This is a genomic window from Dactylosporangium sp. NPDC050688 (assembly GCF_040654515.1).
Lineage (GTDB): Bacteria > Actinomycetota > Actinomycetes > Mycobacteriales > Micromonosporaceae > Dactylosporangium.
The window spans coordinates 97,177-112,480 of sequence record NZ_JBFAIC010000012.1; the positions used below are offsets into that span (position 1 = coordinate 97,177).

General features: G+C 71.6%; 14 protein-coding genes. 9 read left to right on the top strand and 5 right to left on the bottom strand.

The genetic code is table 11. The features are described from left to right. Nucleotides 1-15 precede the first annotated feature (15 nt). Together AB0H83_RS14590 and AB0H83_RS14595 are read right to left on the bottom strand one after the other, a co-directional pair. Nucleotides 16-1,200: an aminotransferase class III-fold pyridoxal phosphate-dependent enzyme gene (locus tag AB0H83_RS14590; RefSeq protein WP_360092519.1), complete on the bottom strand. Its 1,185-nt coding sequence runs from the start codon at nt 1,198-1,200 to the stop codon at nt 16-18. Nucleotides 1,201-1,436: 236 nt separating this feature from the next. After that, nucleotides 1,437-2,210, bottom strand: coding sequence for an IclR family transcriptional regulator (locus AB0H83_RS14595; RefSeq protein ID WP_360092522.1), 774 nt, complete (start codon nt 2,208-2,210; stop codon nt 1,437-1,439). Between the two features lie 297 nt (nt 2,211-2,507). Between AB0H83_RS14595 and AB0H83_RS14600 the strand changes: the two genes are divergently transcribed. From AB0H83_RS14600 to AB0H83_RS14630, 7 genes are read left to right on the top strand one after another with little or no spacing between them, the layout of a single operon-like run. Further along, nucleotides 2,508-4,115 (top strand): ABC transporter substrate-binding protein, encoded by a 1,608-nt coding sequence (locus AB0H83_RS14600; RefSeq protein WP_360092525.1) that lies wholly within the window; start codon nt 2,508-2,510, stop codon nt 4,113-4,115. Further along, nucleotides 4,112-5,044, top strand: coding sequence for an ABC transporter permease (locus AB0H83_RS14605; protein WP_360092528.1), 933 nt, complete (start codon nt 4,112-4,114; stop codon nt 5,042-5,044). The genes AB0H83_RS14600 and AB0H83_RS14605 overlap by 4 nt, the downstream gene beginning before the upstream one ends. Continuing rightward, nucleotides 5,041-5,892 carry an ABC transporter permease gene (locus AB0H83_RS14610; RefSeq protein ID WP_360092531.1) on the top strand — a complete coding sequence of 284 codons (852 nt, stop codon included), beginning with the start codon at nt 5,041-5,043 and terminating at the stop codon, nt 5,890-5,892. Before AB0H83_RS14605 ends, AB0H83_RS14610 begins: the two co-directional genes overlap by 4 nt. Next, nucleotides 5,889-8,033 carry an ABC transporter ATP-binding protein gene (locus AB0H83_RS14615; protein WP_360092534.1) on the top strand — a complete coding sequence of 715 codons (2,145 nt, stop codon included), beginning with the start codon at nt 5,889-5,891 and terminating at the stop codon, nt 8,031-8,033. Before AB0H83_RS14610 ends, AB0H83_RS14615 begins: the two co-directional genes overlap by 4 nt. A gap of 10 nt (nt 8,034-8,043) precedes the next feature. Further along, nucleotides 8,044-8,991, top strand: coding sequence for a dihydrodipicolinate synthase family protein (locus AB0H83_RS14620; RefSeq protein WP_360092537.1), 948 nt, complete (start codon nt 8,044-8,046; stop codon nt 8,989-8,991). Beyond that, complete coding sequence (locus AB0H83_RS14625; protein WP_360092540.1) at nt 8,988-9,914, top strand: succinylglutamate desuccinylase/aspartoacylase family protein; 927 nt, start codon at nt 8,988-8,990, stop codon at nt 9,912-9,914. Before AB0H83_RS14620 ends, AB0H83_RS14625 begins: the two co-directional genes overlap by 4 nt. Further along, nucleotides 9,905-10,696 (top strand): SDR family oxidoreductase, encoded by a 792-nt coding sequence (locus AB0H83_RS14630; protein ID WP_360092543.1) that lies wholly within the window; start codon nt 9,905-9,907, stop codon nt 10,694-10,696. Before AB0H83_RS14625 ends, AB0H83_RS14630 begins: the two co-directional genes overlap by 10 nt. A 51-nt stretch (nt 10,697-10,747) precedes the next feature. Here the strand turns inward: AB0H83_RS14630 and AB0H83_RS14635 are convergent, their stop codons facing one another. Together AB0H83_RS14635 and AB0H83_RS14640 are read right to left on the bottom strand one after the other, a co-directional pair. Beyond that, nucleotides 10,748-11,131: a RidA family protein gene (locus AB0H83_RS14635; RefSeq protein WP_360092546.1), complete on the bottom strand. Its 384-nt coding sequence runs from the start codon at nt 11,129-11,131 to the stop codon at nt 10,748-10,750. 20 nt (nt 11,132-11,151) lie between these two features. Then, nucleotides 11,152-12,267 carry a mandelate racemase/muconate lactonizing enzyme family protein gene (locus tag AB0H83_RS14640; RefSeq protein ID WP_360092548.1) on the bottom strand — a complete coding sequence of 372 codons (1,116 nt, stop codon included), beginning with the start codon at nt 12,265-12,267 and terminating at the stop codon, nt 11,152-11,154. Between the two features lie 94 nt (nt 12,268-12,361). Between AB0H83_RS14640 and AB0H83_RS14645 the strand changes: the two genes are divergently transcribed. After that, nucleotides 12,362-13,312, top strand: coding sequence for an NAD(P)-dependent oxidoreductase (locus AB0H83_RS14645; RefSeq protein ID WP_360092551.1), 951 nt, complete (start codon nt 12,362-12,364; stop codon nt 13,310-13,312). After that, nucleotides 13,309-14,358: a Gfo/Idh/MocA family oxidoreductase gene (locus tag AB0H83_RS14650; RefSeq protein WP_360092554.1), complete on the top strand. Its 1,050-nt coding sequence runs from the start codon at nt 13,309-13,311 to the stop codon at nt 14,356-14,358. Before AB0H83_RS14645 ends, AB0H83_RS14650 begins: the two co-directional genes overlap by 4 nt. A 91-nt stretch (nt 14,359-14,449) precedes the next feature. On the opposite strand, the gene AB0H83_RS14655 is transcribed toward AB0H83_RS14650, so the two are convergent. Continuing rightward, the gene (locus AB0H83_RS14655) at nt 14,450-15,136 is read right to left on the bottom strand and encodes an ElyC/SanA/YdcF family protein (protein ID WP_360092557.1); all 687 of its coding nucleotides are present in this window, start codon (nt 15,134-15,136) and stop codon (nt 14,450-14,452) included. Nucleotides 15,137-15,304: the final 168 nt, after the last annotated feature.

Genomic DNA, 15,304 nt, shown 5'->3' on the forward strand with positions numbered 1-15,304 from the left:
ATGTGCCGAGACTCCCTACGCGTCTGATTCGTTCAGCGCATCGTCCACGCGCTCAAGCGTGGTGGCGAGCTCACGCGGGCCGTGCGCCGCCGAGACGTACCAGATCCCCCGCCCGGCGACCCAGACCCCGTACCCCGCCAGTACCTCGGCGAAGCGGGCGTACCGGGCAAGGTCGAGCGTGCGCAGCTCGCGGTAGTCGGTGACCGGATCCGGGGGGCCGAACGAGGCGTGGAACGCCATCGGGACGCCCTGCACCCGCAGCGGCACCTGGTGCTTGTCCGCCAGTTCGAGGAGCCCGGCCATCAACGCCGTGCCGTGCTCGGCGATGCGCTCATACGGCGGGTCCGAGGTCAGCAGGTCGATGGTGGCGACCACCGCCGCGGCGGCCATCACGGAGCCGTTGAAGGTGCCCGAGTGGTTGACCTCGCCGGTGCCGAAGCGTTCCATCAGGTGGGCGCGGCCGGCCACGGCCGCGACCGGCCAGCCACCCGCCATGGCCTTGCCGTAGGTGGCGAGGTCGGGCGTGACGCCGTACCGGGCCGCCGCTCCGCCGAGGGCGACCCGGAAGCCGCTGATCACCTCGTCGAAGATGAGCACCACGCCGTGTTCGGTGCACAGTTCGCGGACGCGCTGCAGATAGCCGGGCCGGGGCTCGATCGTGCCGGCGTTGACCATGATGGGTTCCATGATGAGCGCGGCGATCTGGCCACGGTGCTCGGCCAGCGCGGCCGCGACGGCCTCCGCGTCGTTCCACGGCAGCACCACCGAGTCGGCGAGCTGCGCGCCGACCTGGCCGGCGCTGGCGGGTCCGGCGCCGGTGGCGTCGACGAGCACGTTGTCGAGCCAGCCGTGGTAGTGGCCCTCGAACCGGATGAACCGCCGGCGTCCGGTCGCCGCACGCGCCAGCCGCAGGGCCGCCTGGACCGCTTCGGTGCCGGTCAGGCCGAGCCGGACCATCTCGGCCCAGCCGAGCGCCGAGCAGATCCGCTCCGCGGCCTCGACCTCCAGCACGTGTGAGTTGCCGTAGAGCATGCCGCTCCCGCACGCGTCGTGGACCGCCTGGTTCACTGTGGCGTTGGCGTGGCCCAGGAAGCTCGGTCCTTGCCCCAGCAGGTAGTCGACGTAGTCGTTGCCGTCCACGTCCCACATCCACGCGCCCTGGGCGCGGCTGAAGAAGACCGGCGGCGCGGACAGCCGCACGTTGGAGTTGACCCCGCCCGGAAGATGACGGCTTGCTCGCGGCCAGTACTCCGCTGACTTGACCCTCGAGGCTGTTGACACCACTCGGCTCCCCTTCCGGTGTCCGCCGTGCCGTCCGCGTTCTACCCAGTGAACTTCGCAGACCGACAGTTGAAACTGTCACGACGGTAGCCGCCGCCGCGCCCGATGGTCAACACCGTGCGTGGGGATGGCGGAATGCTTGTGGAAGGCGCGCTTCAGGCGCTGGCGTGGTAGTCGCGCACGAGCTGCATCGCGGTGCGGCGCAGCGCGCGGGCAACCGTCTCGACCTTGTCGGAGGTCAGTCGGCGGGCCGGCGCGCTCACGCTGATGCCGCACAGGAACGGGATGCTCTCCAGCACGACCGCCACGCAGCGCCCGTCGGGCTGGTTCTCGCAGTCGTCGACCCCGTATCCCTCGCGCCGGACGCGCTTGAGCTCGGCCAGGTATCCCTCGACGGACGTGATCGTGCTGTCGGTGTACTGGAGCATCTGCTCGGCCGAGAGGATGGCGCGCACCCGGTCATCGGGCAGTTCGGCCGCGATCGCCTTGCCCAGCGCGGTGGCGTGGATGCTGCCCCGCTCGCCGACGCGCGCGGCGAGCCGCATCATCTCGTTGCTCTCCACCACGAGGGCGTGCACGATGTGTGCGCCGTCCAGCACGCCCAGGTTCGTGGTCTCGCCGAGCCGGTCGCGCAGCTTCTCCAAATGTGGCCTGGCCTGGTTGACGAGCACGTCGACCTGCCGGGTGTGCTGCGGCCGGAAGGCCAGGCCGAGCCGGTACAGGCTGTTGGCCGGATCGCGCTCGACGTAGCGGCGGGCCTCGAGGGCCGACAGGTAGCGATAGGCCGAACTCTTCGGCAGTGCCGTCACCTCGGCGACATCCGAGAGCGACGCGCCGTCGCGGGATCGCTGCAGTACGTCGAGAATGTCGCAGACGCGCTCGACTGCCCGGATCGGGTAGTTGGCGGCGGACTCAGCCGTCTGCTTCATCGGTCTGTCCTGTCTCGTGACAAAAGGGGACGGTGGCGCGGTGCAAGTATGGGGTCGCACGGGCGATGGTACCCCTGGTCGGACCCGTGCTGGCGCCTCATGGTAGTCGATTTGTTTCACCTGTCAAAACGCTCCGACCCGCCGGATACCCTGCGGCAGCAGCACGTGGCGAACATTATCGGAACGAGCGTTTCAGCCGTTGACATGACTTTGCGGCCGGGCTAATACTCAGTCACGCGTCAGAAGATCGCGTCCCGCCTGGTGGCGGGCGGCTTCGTCGAAGTGGGGACAGTCCAAATGTCTACGCGCCGCAGGGGAACGTACTCCCGGCTGGTCGCCGGTGGTGCCGCGCTCCTCATGATCACCGCCGCCGCAGCGTGCGGTTCGGCGGATACCCGCGACTCGGCCGGCGGCGGGACGCTGCACATCGCCGAGGGCGCCGAGCAGCCGACCCTTGACCCAGCCAAGAACATCCAATACCTCAGTGACGAGATGGCCGCCATCTACGACACGCTCGTGGTGGTCAAAGCCGACGGCACGATCGGCCCCAGCCTGGCCGAGTCCTGGACCGTCGAGGGCCCGTCGATCACGTTCAAGCTCCGCACCGGTGTCAAGTTCCACGACGGCACCGCGTTCAACGCCGCAGCGGTCAAGGCCGCGCTGGACCGGGTCGTCGACCCGGCCACCAAGGCGACCAACTCCAAGAGCGTTCTCGGCCCGTACGACAGCAGCCAGGTCATCGACGACAACACCGTGAAGGTGACCTGGAAGACGCCCGTGGGCGCGGCATTGATCAACCTCGCCAACGCCGACCTCAGCATCCCGTCGCCGGCCGCGGCGAGTGCCGGCACGCTCGACGCCAAGCCCGTGGGAACCGGACCCTACAAGTTCGTCAGCTACGTCAAGGGCGACCGCCTCGAGGTCGAGCGGAACAACGACTACACGACGATCCGTCCCGACCTGACGAACAAGGGCGCTCCGAAGTACGAGCGGATCGTCTTCCAGTACGTGACCAACGCCAGCACCCGGGCGAACCTGCTGACCACCGGGGCGGTGCAGGTGGCCCAGCTGACCGGGCCCGACGCCAAGCGGCTGGCCTCAGCGTCGAACCTCAACAACGCTTCCTTCCCCGGGGTCAGCGAGACCGCCCTGTGGATCAACGCGAAGAACGTGCCGGACCTCAACGTCCGCAAGGCGATCTCGGCGGCGATCGACCGTGACGCGCTCATCCAGGCCGTGGCCAGTGGCTATGCCGAGACCAACTGGAGCACGGTGCCGACCATCGTCCCCGGCTACGACAAGACCGTCGAGAGCGCGGTGACCAAGTACAACCAGGCCCAGGCCAAGTCGCTGCTCGCGACTGCCGGCTACACCCCCGGTGCCGACGGCGTCATGCAGAAGGACGGCAAACCGCTGACGCTGTCCATCCTGTCCGCGAGCGACGACCCGTGGCCCGCGATCGACCAGCTCGTCCAGGACCAGCTGGCCCAGGTGGGCATCAAGGCACAGATCAAGACCGAGGAGTTCGCCACGGTCACCCAGACCCGGCGCAAGGGTGACCAGTCCATCTACATCGGCCGCTACGGCATCCTGGACCCGGCCGGGTCGATGCGGATCCTCTTCGCCTGCGCCAACATCCCATCGGCGCAGGTGCCGCAGGGCACCAACCTGACGTTCAACTGCAACCCGGAGGTGGACGCCGCGCTCGATCAGGCGATCAGCGAGATCGACGAGGCCAAGCGCAACGCGCTCGTGTCCCGGGCGCAGCATCTCATGGCGGCCGACCACACGGCGCTGGTGCTCTACCAGCCGAAGAGCGTCGTGTTCTCGGCGAAGAAGGTCGGCGGGATCGGCATGCAGCCGGACGGCATCCTGAAGATCAACGACCTGGTGCCGGTCGGGTGAGCTTCGTACGATTCGTCGCGCGGCGGGTACTGGTGACAGTTCCCGCCGCGCTGGCGGTACTCGTGATCACGTTCGCGATGATCCGTCTCGTGCCGGGCGACCCGGTACAGGTCATCGCGGGCACCAACCTGGATCCGCAGGTCGCCGAGGAACTGCGCGAACAGCTCGGACTCAACGAGCCGCTGCTGGTGCAGTTCTTCACCTACCTGCAGAACGTCCTGCAGGGCGATCTGGGCACCTCGTTCCTCACCCGGCAGCCGGTGGCCGACATCGTCGCCGAGCGCCTGCCCAACACGCTGCTGCTGACGGCGGCCGGCGTTCTCGCCGGCCTGCTGCTCTCGCTGCCGATCGGTATCGCCAGCGCGCTGCGCGACGCGAAACGGCGCCGCGCGGGGCTGAGCTTCACCACCGTGACCACGATGCTGGTGGCCACACCCGACTTCCTGCTCGCCACGGTGCTCGCCACGGTGTTCGCGGTGTATCTGCAGATCTTCCCGGTGGCCGGCGCGGAATCCTGGTCCTCGATCGTGCTGCCCGCGCTGGCGCTGGGCATCCCGCTCGCCGGCATCCAGGCACGGGTCGTGCGGGCGAGCGTGCTGGACGCGGTGGGCCGGCCCTTCGTGCGGACGCTGCGTGCCGTCGGCGTGCCCCAGCGGCGGCTGCTCACCCGCAATGTGCTGCCCAACGCGTCCATCCCGGTGGTCACGCTGCTCTCGGTGGAGTTCGGACGGCTGCTGGCGGGCGCCCTCATCGTGGAGAACATCTTCTCCTGGCCGGGACTCGGCACCACGATCTTCGACTCGATCGGCCGGCGGGACCTGCCGGCCGTGCAGGGGGAGATCCTCGTCGTGGCGTTGTTGATCCTCGGCATCAACCTGCTCATCGATGTGGTCTATCGCATCATCGACCCCCGGATCGGCCTGTCATGACGACCAGATCCAGCGCGGCCCGCCGGTTCCTGTCCCAGCGACTGACCCAGGTGGGTCTGGTGCTGCTGCTGATCGTGGCGGTCGTCACCATCGTGGGACCATTGGTCTACGGTGCGTCACCGACCCGCACGCATCCGATGGACACCTACGCGGGTCCGTCCGCGACCTATCCGCTCGGCACCGACAACCTCGGGCGCGACATCCTCGCCCGGGTCCTGCACGCCGGCGTGCTGTCCATCCCGGCCGGCCTGCTCGCGGTCGGCCTGGGCGCGGTCGCCGGCAGCCTGCTCGGCATCGCGTCCGGCTTCATCGGCCGGACGTTCGACACCGTCGTGATGCGTGTGGTGGACGTGCTGCTGTCGTTCCCGACGCTGCTCACCGCGATCGTCGTGGTGGCGATCCTGGGCCCGAGCGTGACGAGCGCGGTGCTCGCGGTGTCGATCGCGGCGTTGCCGTCCTACGCCAGGGTCATGCGCGGGTCGGTCCTGCCGCTGCGCAGCGCGGCGTTCATCCAGGCGGCCCGGGTCAGCAACACCTCGCTGCCGCGGATGCTGCGCGTGCATGTGCTGCCCAACGTCGCTGACGTGCTGGTCGTCCTGCTGGTCATCGGAATGGGGAACGGGATCGTGGTGCTCTCGGCCTTGAGTTTCCTCGGCATCGGGGTACAGCCGCCGGAAGCGGACTGGGGAGTGATGCTCACCGAAGGGGTCCGGGCGATCTACACCGCGCCGGTGGCCGCGCTCGCGCCCGCGCTGATGCTGATGCTGACCGTGCTCGGGATCAACTTCGTCGGCGAGGGGCTCGGCGCCGCGCTGCGGGTCGACGTGTCCGGCAGGCGGCCGCGATGAGCCTGCTCTCGGTTCGCGACCTGACCATCGTCTACGACGACGTGCGGGCCGTCGCGGGCGCCTCCTTCGACGTGGCCCCCGGCGAGCGCGTCGGCATCGTCGGCGAGTCCGGCTCGGGCAAGACGACGCTGGCGCTGGCCCTGATGCGGCTCCTGCCGCCGTGGTCGAAACAGGAGTCCGGGTCCGTCACGATCGACGGCATCGAGCTGTCGGACCTGCCGGAAGAGCGGATGCGCAGGCTGCGCGGCAGCAAGGCCGGCATGGTGTTCCAGGACCCGCTCACCTCGTTCGACCCGCTGCGCACCCTCGGCGACCACCTTTCCGAAGGGCTGCGCGCGCACGGCGAGACCGACCGGGGGCGCCGCCGGGACCGGGCCGTCCAGGCGCTGCGGTCGGTGGGCATGCCCGCGCCGCGCAGCCAGCTCGCGCGGCGTCCGCACGAGCTCTCCGGTGGTATGCGGCAGCGCGGCCTGATCGCGCTGGGGCTGTCGAACAACCCGCTGCTGCTGATCGCGGACGAGCCGACCACGGCGCTGGACGTCACCATCCAGGCGCAGATCATGGAACTCTTCGCCACCATCGGGACGCCGGGCCCGCAGGCCGACATGGGGCTGGTCATCGTCTCGCACAACCTCGGCCTGATCCGCCAGCTCTGCACCCGGGTCATCGTCATGTACGGCGGCCGGATCGTCGAGGACAGCCCGGCGCCGGACTTCTTCGCCCGGCCGCGCCATCCGTATGCGGCGGCGCTGCGCGATGCGACCCCGCGCATCACCCTGCGGCGGGGAGAGGTTGCCAGCATCGCGGGCAGCGCGGTGGACCTCGCCGACCCGCCGCCCGGCTGCCCGTTCGAGCCGCGGTGCGCCTACCGGCTCGACGCCTGTGCGCAAAGCATGCCCGAGCTGTTGCCGATCGGCGGCGGGCATCGGGTCGCCTGCTTCAACCACGACGCGGTCGGGCAGGCGCCCGGCACGGCAGTCGCTGACGGCCCGGCACCGTCTCCCGCGCCGTTGCCGCCGGAGCAGCCCGTGCGGCAACCGGCGGCCGCCGCGCCGCTCGCGAAGCAGCCAGCGGAGGGCGCGCCACTCGTGCAGCAGCCAGCCGAGGGCGCGTCGCTCGTGAAGGAGCCGGTGGTAGGCGCGCCGCCCGTGCCGCAGCCGGTGGCCGGCGAGCCGCTCGTGGCTGTCCGTGCGGCGACCAAGGTCTACCGGGTACGCCGCAGGAAGCTGCACGCGCTGGCCGGCGTCGACCTCGACGTGCGGGCCGGCGAAACGGTGGCGCTCGTGGGCGAGTCCGGCTCCGGCAAGTCCACCCTGGCGCACCTCGTGCTGGGCCTGCAGCCGCCCACCTCGGGCACCGTCCGGGTCGCCGGCGACAACCCGGCCGACCCGCGCGGCGGCGTGCGGCGCCAGCAGCGCATGCAGGCCGTCTTCCAGGACCCGCACGGATCGCTCAACCCACGGCAACGAGTCGGCGACGCGATCGCAGAGCCGCTGGTCAACCTCGGCATGCCCAGGGACGAGCGCCGCCGGCGGGTGGCCGAGCTGCTCGACGAGGTACGACTGGGCCAGGTCCTGGCCGACCGGTACCCACATGAGCTCTCCGGTGGCCAGGCGCAGCGGGTCGCGATCGCCCGTGCGCTCGCCGCCCGTCCCGAGCTGATCGTGCTCGACGAGCCGACCGCCTCGCTCGACGTGTCGATCCAGACGCACGTCATCGCGCTGCTGCGGGACCTGCAGCGCGAGCACGGCCTCGCCTACCTGTTCGTCTCGCACGACCTGGTCGCGGTCCGGGAGCTCGCCACCAGCATCGCCGTGATGTACCTGGGGCGCCTGGTGGAGCTGGCGCCGTGGGAGCAGTTCTTCGAGCAGCCCCTGCATCCGTACTCGATGGCGCTGCTGTCCGCGCTTCCCCGGGTGGATCTGGCCCCAGGTGCGGCGGACCGGATCGTGCTGACCGGCGAACCGCCCTCGCCCCTGGACGTGCCACCCGGCTGCCCGTTCCAGCCTCGCTGTCCCGTGGCGCAGGGCATCTGCGCCACGAGCCCCCCACCGCTGTCGCCGGTCACCTCCGGCCGCCAGGTCGCCTGCCACTTCCCCGGATCGCTCACCAGTCCCGCAACGTCGCCCACCGCTCGCTAGGAAGGTCTCCATGACATCGCTTCGTGCCCCGGTACCCCCGCCGAACGCCGGCGTGATCGTGCCGATGATCACCCCTATGCTGCCGTCGGGTGCCCCGGATCTGGAGTCGCTCGACGCGCTCGTCGACCATCTCATCGGACAGGGAGTGACCGGGCTGCTCGTGCTCGGCTCGTGCGGCGAGAACGGCGCGCTCTCCCGCGACGAACGGCTCGAGGTCGCCGCCCGCGCCGTGGCCCGGGTCGACGAACGGACCCACCTCATGATCGGCGTGCCGGCGCTCGGCACCCGCGAGGCGGTCGCCGACGCGAAGGTGTACGCGCAGATGGGCGCCGACTCGCTGCTCGTGCCGCCGACGTTCGTCTTCCCGCACTCCGCCGCCGAACTCGGCGGGCACTTCCGCGCCGTGGCCGGGGCCGCGGGCTCGGTGCCGGTCCTCGCCTACAACATTCCCAGCCGGGTCACCGTGGTGCTGGAGCCGGACCTGATGCGTGAGCTCGCCGGCGAGGGAGTCGTGGCGGGGGTGAAAGACTCCTCGGGCAACGTGGAGGCCCAGCGGATGCTGGCCGAGGCGACGGCGGACATCGAGGGGTTCCGCCGCTACACGGGCAGCGAGTTCGCGATCGACGGGCTGCTGCTGGGCGGGTTCCACGGCGCCGTGCCGGGCCTGGCCAACGTCTTCGCGCCGTGGCACGTCGAACTCGCCGCGCGCGCGACGGCCGGGGACTGGAAGGGCGCGGCCGAGATGCAGGGCCGCATCGTGGCGTTCTTCAAGCTCTACCAGCACCCGATGCCGGGCGGCAGCTTCAGCGCCTCGGTCATCGCGTCGTTGAAGGAGGCCCTGGTGCAGCAGGGGGTCATCGCACATTCGACGACCGCGTCGCCGTTCGTGCAGGTCGACGACGGCATGCGGGCCCACGTGCGGGAGACGTTGGCGGCGGCCGAGATCGGGCGGCCGTGACGACACACCGGATCGACGTCGGCGAGGCCACGGTCGTGATCCGGGAACTGGCGGGCTCCTCCGCCGGCCCGACCGTGGCCCTGCTCGGCGGGGTGCACGGCGACGAACTGGAGGGCATCGCCGCGGTACGGGCGATCGTGGCGCACCTCAGCGCCGGCCCGCCGCAGTGGTGCGGGCGGATCCTCGCGGTGGCGGTCGCGAACCCGCCGGCCCACGAGGCGGGAACCCGGACCAGCCCCGTCGACGACGGCAACCTGGCCCGCAGCTTCCCCGGCCGCGCCGACGGCACGGTCACCGAACGGATCGCAGACGCCCTGGCGCAGCGCGTCATCCGCAACGCGGACCTGCTCATCGATCTGCACTCGGCGGGACTCAACTACGCGATGCCGTTCTTCGCCGGCTTCAGCGATCCGACCGGCGCACCGGCGGCGCACGCGTTCGGTGCGCCGCTGGTCTGGGCGCACGACCAGCTCAATCCGGGGCGCAGCCTGACCACGGCCTCGTCCTACGGCGTGCCGTCCATCTACGTCGAGGGTGGTGGCGGCGGCTCGTTGCGCCGCGCGGAGCTGCTCGGCTACCGCGACGGGGTACTGCGGGTGCTCGGCCTGCTCGGCATGCTCGCCGCCGCGGACGCGCCGGCGGCATCGGGGCGGCAACAGATCCTGCGCGGCGGCGACGGCGACGTCGACTCGTCGGTCTCCGCATCGGTGTCCGGCTGGTGCGTCACCGCGGTCCGGGCCGGCGACCAGGTCAGGCGCGGCGACCTGGTGGCGGAGATTCTCGACGGGGACGGGTTGCCGACCGAGGAGATCTCCGCCCCGCACGACGGAACGGTGATGATGCTGCGGCGCCGGGCCGAGGTCGAGCCCGGCGCCGGCATCGTCATGCTCGGACCCACCGCCGAGGAGGTGTCGTGGCAGTGACCGGCACCACCGGGTTGGCCGGGCGGGTGGCCCTGGTGACCGGCGGCGGGACCGGGATCGGCGCGGCGATCTCGGCCCGCCTCGCCGATGAGGGCGCGCACGTCCTCGTCGGTCAGCGAACCCCGCAGACCGCGGCCGCGGCGGCGAGCCGGCTCGCCGCGCCCCATCGCAGTCTCGACGTCGCGGTGGCCGACCTCGCCGACGCGGCGTCCTGCACGGCGCTCGTCGCGCGTTGCGTGGAGCGCTTCGGCGGCATCGACATCCTGGTGAACAACGCGGCGGTGACCGGGCCGGGCGCGTCGCGCCCGCTGCTCGACTGCGACGACGAGTGGCTGGACCGCATCGTCGGCGTGAACCTCACCGCAGCGTTGCGGTGTTCCCGCGAGGCCGCCCGCTACATGGTGGCGAGCGGCACGCCGGGCGTGATCATCAACATCGGCTCGGTCGCCGCGTATGCGGCCCAGCATCACGCGACCGCCTACACGACGACGAAGGCGGGGATGCTGGGGCTGACCCGGGGGCTGGCGTTCGAACTGGCCCCGCACAACATCCGGGCGGTCCACATCGCGCCGGGTGACATCGCGCTCGACGATCGCGCCGGCACCCCGGCGCCTCCGCCGGAGCTGTCCGAGCCGCAGCGGTGGTGGGAGCGGCACACGCCGCTGGGCCGCCGCGGCCATCCCGACGACGTGGCCTCGATGGTGGCCTACCTGTGCTCGGCCGAGGCCGGCTTCGTCACCGGCGCGAGCATCCTCGTCGACGGTGGATGGCTGTCCTACTGAGCGGTCCCGGCGCTCCACGGTGACCTCACCGTGGAGCGCCGGTGCAGCTCGTCAGGCGGGGTCGGGCAGGAGCACGACCGCGTCGATCTCGATCAGGAAACCGGGCAGCGGTACCGGGATCGTCGTGCGCGCCGGATGCGGGGTGGGCAGGACGTCGCGCATGATGTCGTTGAACTCCGCGAAGTCGTCCAGTGTGTGCAGGTAGGCACCGATGCGCAGGATGCCGGACAGATCCCCGCCGGCAGCCGTGATGATGCGTTCGACGTTGGCGAAGGTGGCACGTGCCTGGGCCTGGAAGGTGTCGCCGACGAGCTTGCCGTCGGCGTCGAACGGTCCTTGCCCCGAGACGAAGAGCAGGTTGCCGGCCCGGATCCCGGGTGAGTAGGGCCCGGCCGGCGGTGCGCCGCCGGCGGGGACGATCGGTTCCTTCTGCATGGTTGCCTCCTGGGGCGCGGTTATGCGATGCGGTAGTGGGACAGTGCGGTCTCGTCGATCTCGATGCCGAGGCCCGGCGAGTCGGGCACCGCGAAACATCCGTCCACCAGGGCCGGCGGGACGCGCAGGATGTCGCGGATGAACGGGTTTTCGCTCGTGTCGTATTCGAGCAGGGGACCACTCACGTCGCCGCCGGGCCAGGTGCCGTCGCCGGTGCGTGCGGCCCATGGCAGGACGGCGGCCAGATGCAGGGTGGCGGCGGCCATCACGGCCCCGTTCCAGGTGTGCGGCACGCACGCGATGTCATGCAGCGCCGCGAGCTCCCCGACGAACCGGGCCGCGGCGAGTCCCCCGCAGATCGCCGCGTCGGGCTGGATCACGTCGAACGTGCGGTGCTCGAGCAGCCGTGCGAACTCCGACCGCGTCCGCCCCATCTCGCCACCGGCGACCGGCACCGCCAGCCGCGCGGTCAGCTCGGGCCGGGTCACGGCAGTGGGCTCCTCGAACCACGCGACGTCCAGTTCGGCCAGGCGCCGGCCCACCCGCGCCGCGGTGGGTGCCGAGTAGGCGCCCCAGGCGTCGACCATGAGCATCACGTCGCCGGGGAGGGTGGTCCGCAGTTGCTCCAGCAGCGCCAGCTCCTCGTCGGGCCGGTAGCCACCCATGCGTACCTTCATGGCACGGAAGCCTTGCCCGTGCAGTCCGGCCGCCTCGTCCGGCCAGACGTCGGCGGGGTGGCGGCCCTCCTGGTAGAGGAAGCCGGAGGCGTACACCGGCACCCGCTGGCGTCGCGCACCGCCGAGCAGGGTGTGCACCGGCACGCCGAGCGTACGGCCGAGCAGGTCGTGCCAGGCGATGTCGACGGCGCCCAGGGCCAGCGCGGCGCCCACCTCGTCGAGGCCGGGGCGGCGGGGCCATGCGTGCGTGACGGGTGCGCCGACAAGGTCCGCGGCGAGTGTGGCCAGAAGGTCGCGGGTGCCGGGCAGGGCGTAGGTCTCGCCCCAGCCGACCGTGCCGTCGGAGGCGGACAGCTTCAGCAGCAACGTTTCGCGGTGCCGGTTGAACACGCCGGCCGGACCGGCCGCGACGGTGAGCGGTGCACGCAGGTGCAGCACGTCGGCGGCGGTGACGCGCACGGGGGCCTCCTTGACATCGGTGTAGGCGGCTGATTCTATCGAGCAAAACGCTGAGTTCAACAGATGAAACGACTGCCTCATACGAGGAGGAGACATGAGCGCTCCCACCGTGGTTGTCTATGACCCCATCACCACCCTGCGGTGGAACTATGACGTCGAGCGGGACATGCTGGCGGCCCGGGGCGTGGACCTGGTGCTGCCGGCCGACCTGGACGCCGCCCGCAAGGCGCTGCCGGCGGCCGACGTCGTCGTCGCGTCGGGCCGGCTGCCCCGCGAAGAGCTCGACCTGATGACGAAGTGCTGCGGCATCCTCTGCTACAGCGTCGGCATGGACGGCGTGGACGCGGCACGCGCGGCGGAGCTCGGCATCGAGGTCACCAACGTGCCCGACTACTGCACCGAGGAGGTCTCCGACCAGGCCATCGCACTGCTCATGGCGGTGCAGCGGGCACTGTTGCCGATGGCGAGCGCGGCCGCTGCCGGACAATGGGCGGTCCGTGACCGGCCGGAGTTCTACACGATGCGACGGGTGCGCGGTCAGCGCATCGGGGTGATCGGCCTGGGTCGCATCGGCACCCGTGTCGCCGAGAAGGCGCACGGACTCGGCATGACCGTCGTGGCCCACGATCCGTACCGCACCGAGGCGCCCTTCCCGCTCGTACCGTTGAACGACCTCCTCGAGGGAAGCGACGCGGTCGTGCTGTGCGCCGCGTTGACCGCGGGCTCGCGCCACCTGCTCGATGCCGAGGCGATCGGACGCCTGCGGCCGGACGCGGTGGTGGTGAACGTGGCCCGCGGCGGGCTCATCGACGAGGCCGCCCTGGCCGCCGCCTTGAAGGCCGGCCGGCTGCGCGGCGCGGGCCTCGACGTCCGGGAGGTGGAGCCACCACCGACGCCGGACCCGCTGGCCGGGCTCACGAACGTGGTACTGACCCAGCACGTCGGCGCGACGTCGGTGGAGGCGTTCGCCGACATGCACACCTTCTCGGCGGCCCGCATCATCGACCTGCTCGACCGGCACGGCCGGCTGGGGGCGGCGTCATGACCGGTTCGGAGCGCAGCGCAGGGCGCACCACCGGCGTCGGGGTGCTCGGCTCAGGCTTCATGGGACGCACCTGGTCGGAGGTGGCCGCCAACCACGTGCCGCAGGCGAAGCTGGTCGGCGTCGCCGGCGGCCGGCGCGCGCCGGCCCTGGCCGGGGACTACGGCTGCCCGCTGCACGACTCGTACGAAAGCCTCCTCGCCGATCCGGCGGTCGAGGTCGTCGTCCTGACGACGCCACCGGCCGGCCACGAGCAGCAGGCCGTCGCCGCGGCCCGGGCGGGCAAGCACATCCTGGTCGAGAAGCCGATGGCGCAGAACGCGGCCGAATGCGCCCGGATGAACGACGCCGCCGAGGCGGCCGGAGTGCGGCTTGCCGTCGTGTCGCAGCACCGGTTCCGCGCCGCACCCGCGTTCACCAAGCAGCTCCTCGACGACGGTGCGATCGGGCGGGTCACCATGGTGCGGGTGATCGGGCCCGAGACGGGCTTCTGGGACACCAGCAAGACGCAGGACCAATGGAAGCTCGATCCCGCCCAGCAGACCACCTACGCCTCGTGGGGCGCGCACGCCTGCGATCTGGTGCGCTGGTTCGTCGGCGACGAACCCGACCTCGCGTTCGCCGTCTTCGAACAGTACGGAGCCGCGGACCCGCCGATGCGCAGCGCGATGGCCACGTACCACTTCAAGGGCGGCGCGATGGCACAGTTGTGGATGAGCTACGACATCCCCGCGCCAGGCCTGGGCTCCGGGCTGCAGTTTCAACTGGTCGGCACCGAGGGCATGATCGACTGCGACGCATACGGAGCGGTGCGCCTCGGCAAGGGGGACGGCTTCTCGGTCGTCTTCGAGCAGGCGGCGTTCGACCCGCTCGACCCGGTCAGCGGGCCGCGCCTGGCGGCCTACGCGGCCGAACTGGCGGACCTGATCGGGGCGGCCCGGGACGGCCGCCCGCCCCTGGTGAACGGCGCCGAGGGACTGGCCACCACAGCGATGCTCGAGGCGGCGGAGCGCTCGGCCCGCACGGGCCAGGCGGTGCCGCTTCCCTGACCCGGTCCCGTACCGGCGGAGTGCGCAGAAGCTGAGCCCGGCTGACGTCCGCAGGCCTTTTCGCCTGGGACCAGAATGAGGCGCTGATCGGTCAACCGGCCCGCAGCGCGTCCCGGATCTGCGGGTCCGGCGGTGAGGTGACCGCCGGCGGTCGTCCGCGCACCGCGTCCCAGGCCGCCTTGCCGCTGGCGAAGTAGTCCCGCACCGCCTTGCTGGCCAGCAGGGCGGCGGAGCAGCCGCCGCAGCGGGCGGTCACGCCGTCGGCGTCGATGCCCACCTGCCGGCACAGTGTCACCGCCCGGGACAGGTGGTAGGCCTGGGTGACCACCAGGGCCCGGGTGACGCCGTAGACGTCCCGGGCCCGCACGCACGTGTCGTAGGTGTCCAGGCCGTGCGGGTCGGCCACGATGCGGCGCGGGTCGACGCCGAGGCCGGTCAGGTACGCGGTCATCACGGCCGGCTCGTCGCCGGACTCGCCGCCGCCGTCGCCGGATACCAGGATCACCCGGGCGCGGCCGCTGTCCACCAGCGCGGCGGCGGTGTCCAGCCGGCCGGCCAGGCGCGGCGCGGGCGTCCGCCGGTCCGCCGCCACCTCGCCGCCGAGCACGATGACGACGTCCGCGACCGGCGCGTCCGCCTCGTCGTGCACGTGGCCGCGCGCGGCGAGCTGTGTCCACAGCCATGGCGCGCTGGTGAGCAGCAGCGCGGCGGCCGCGCCGAGCACCACCCGCCGGCGCCACCGGCGCGCCGGTTTCGGCTGCTCCTGCGCGTCCGTCATGCGAAACACCCTATTCGCCGGGCGCAATGACACCGCCGGGGCCGGACCGGGAGCACTGGCCGCACCGCGCACCCCGCACCGCGGCACCCCAGCCGGTGTACCGCGTGGGTTGGAGGCCGCGCTGGCATACCGCTGCCGATGGAGGCGGACCTCCGCCCTGCGCGTGAC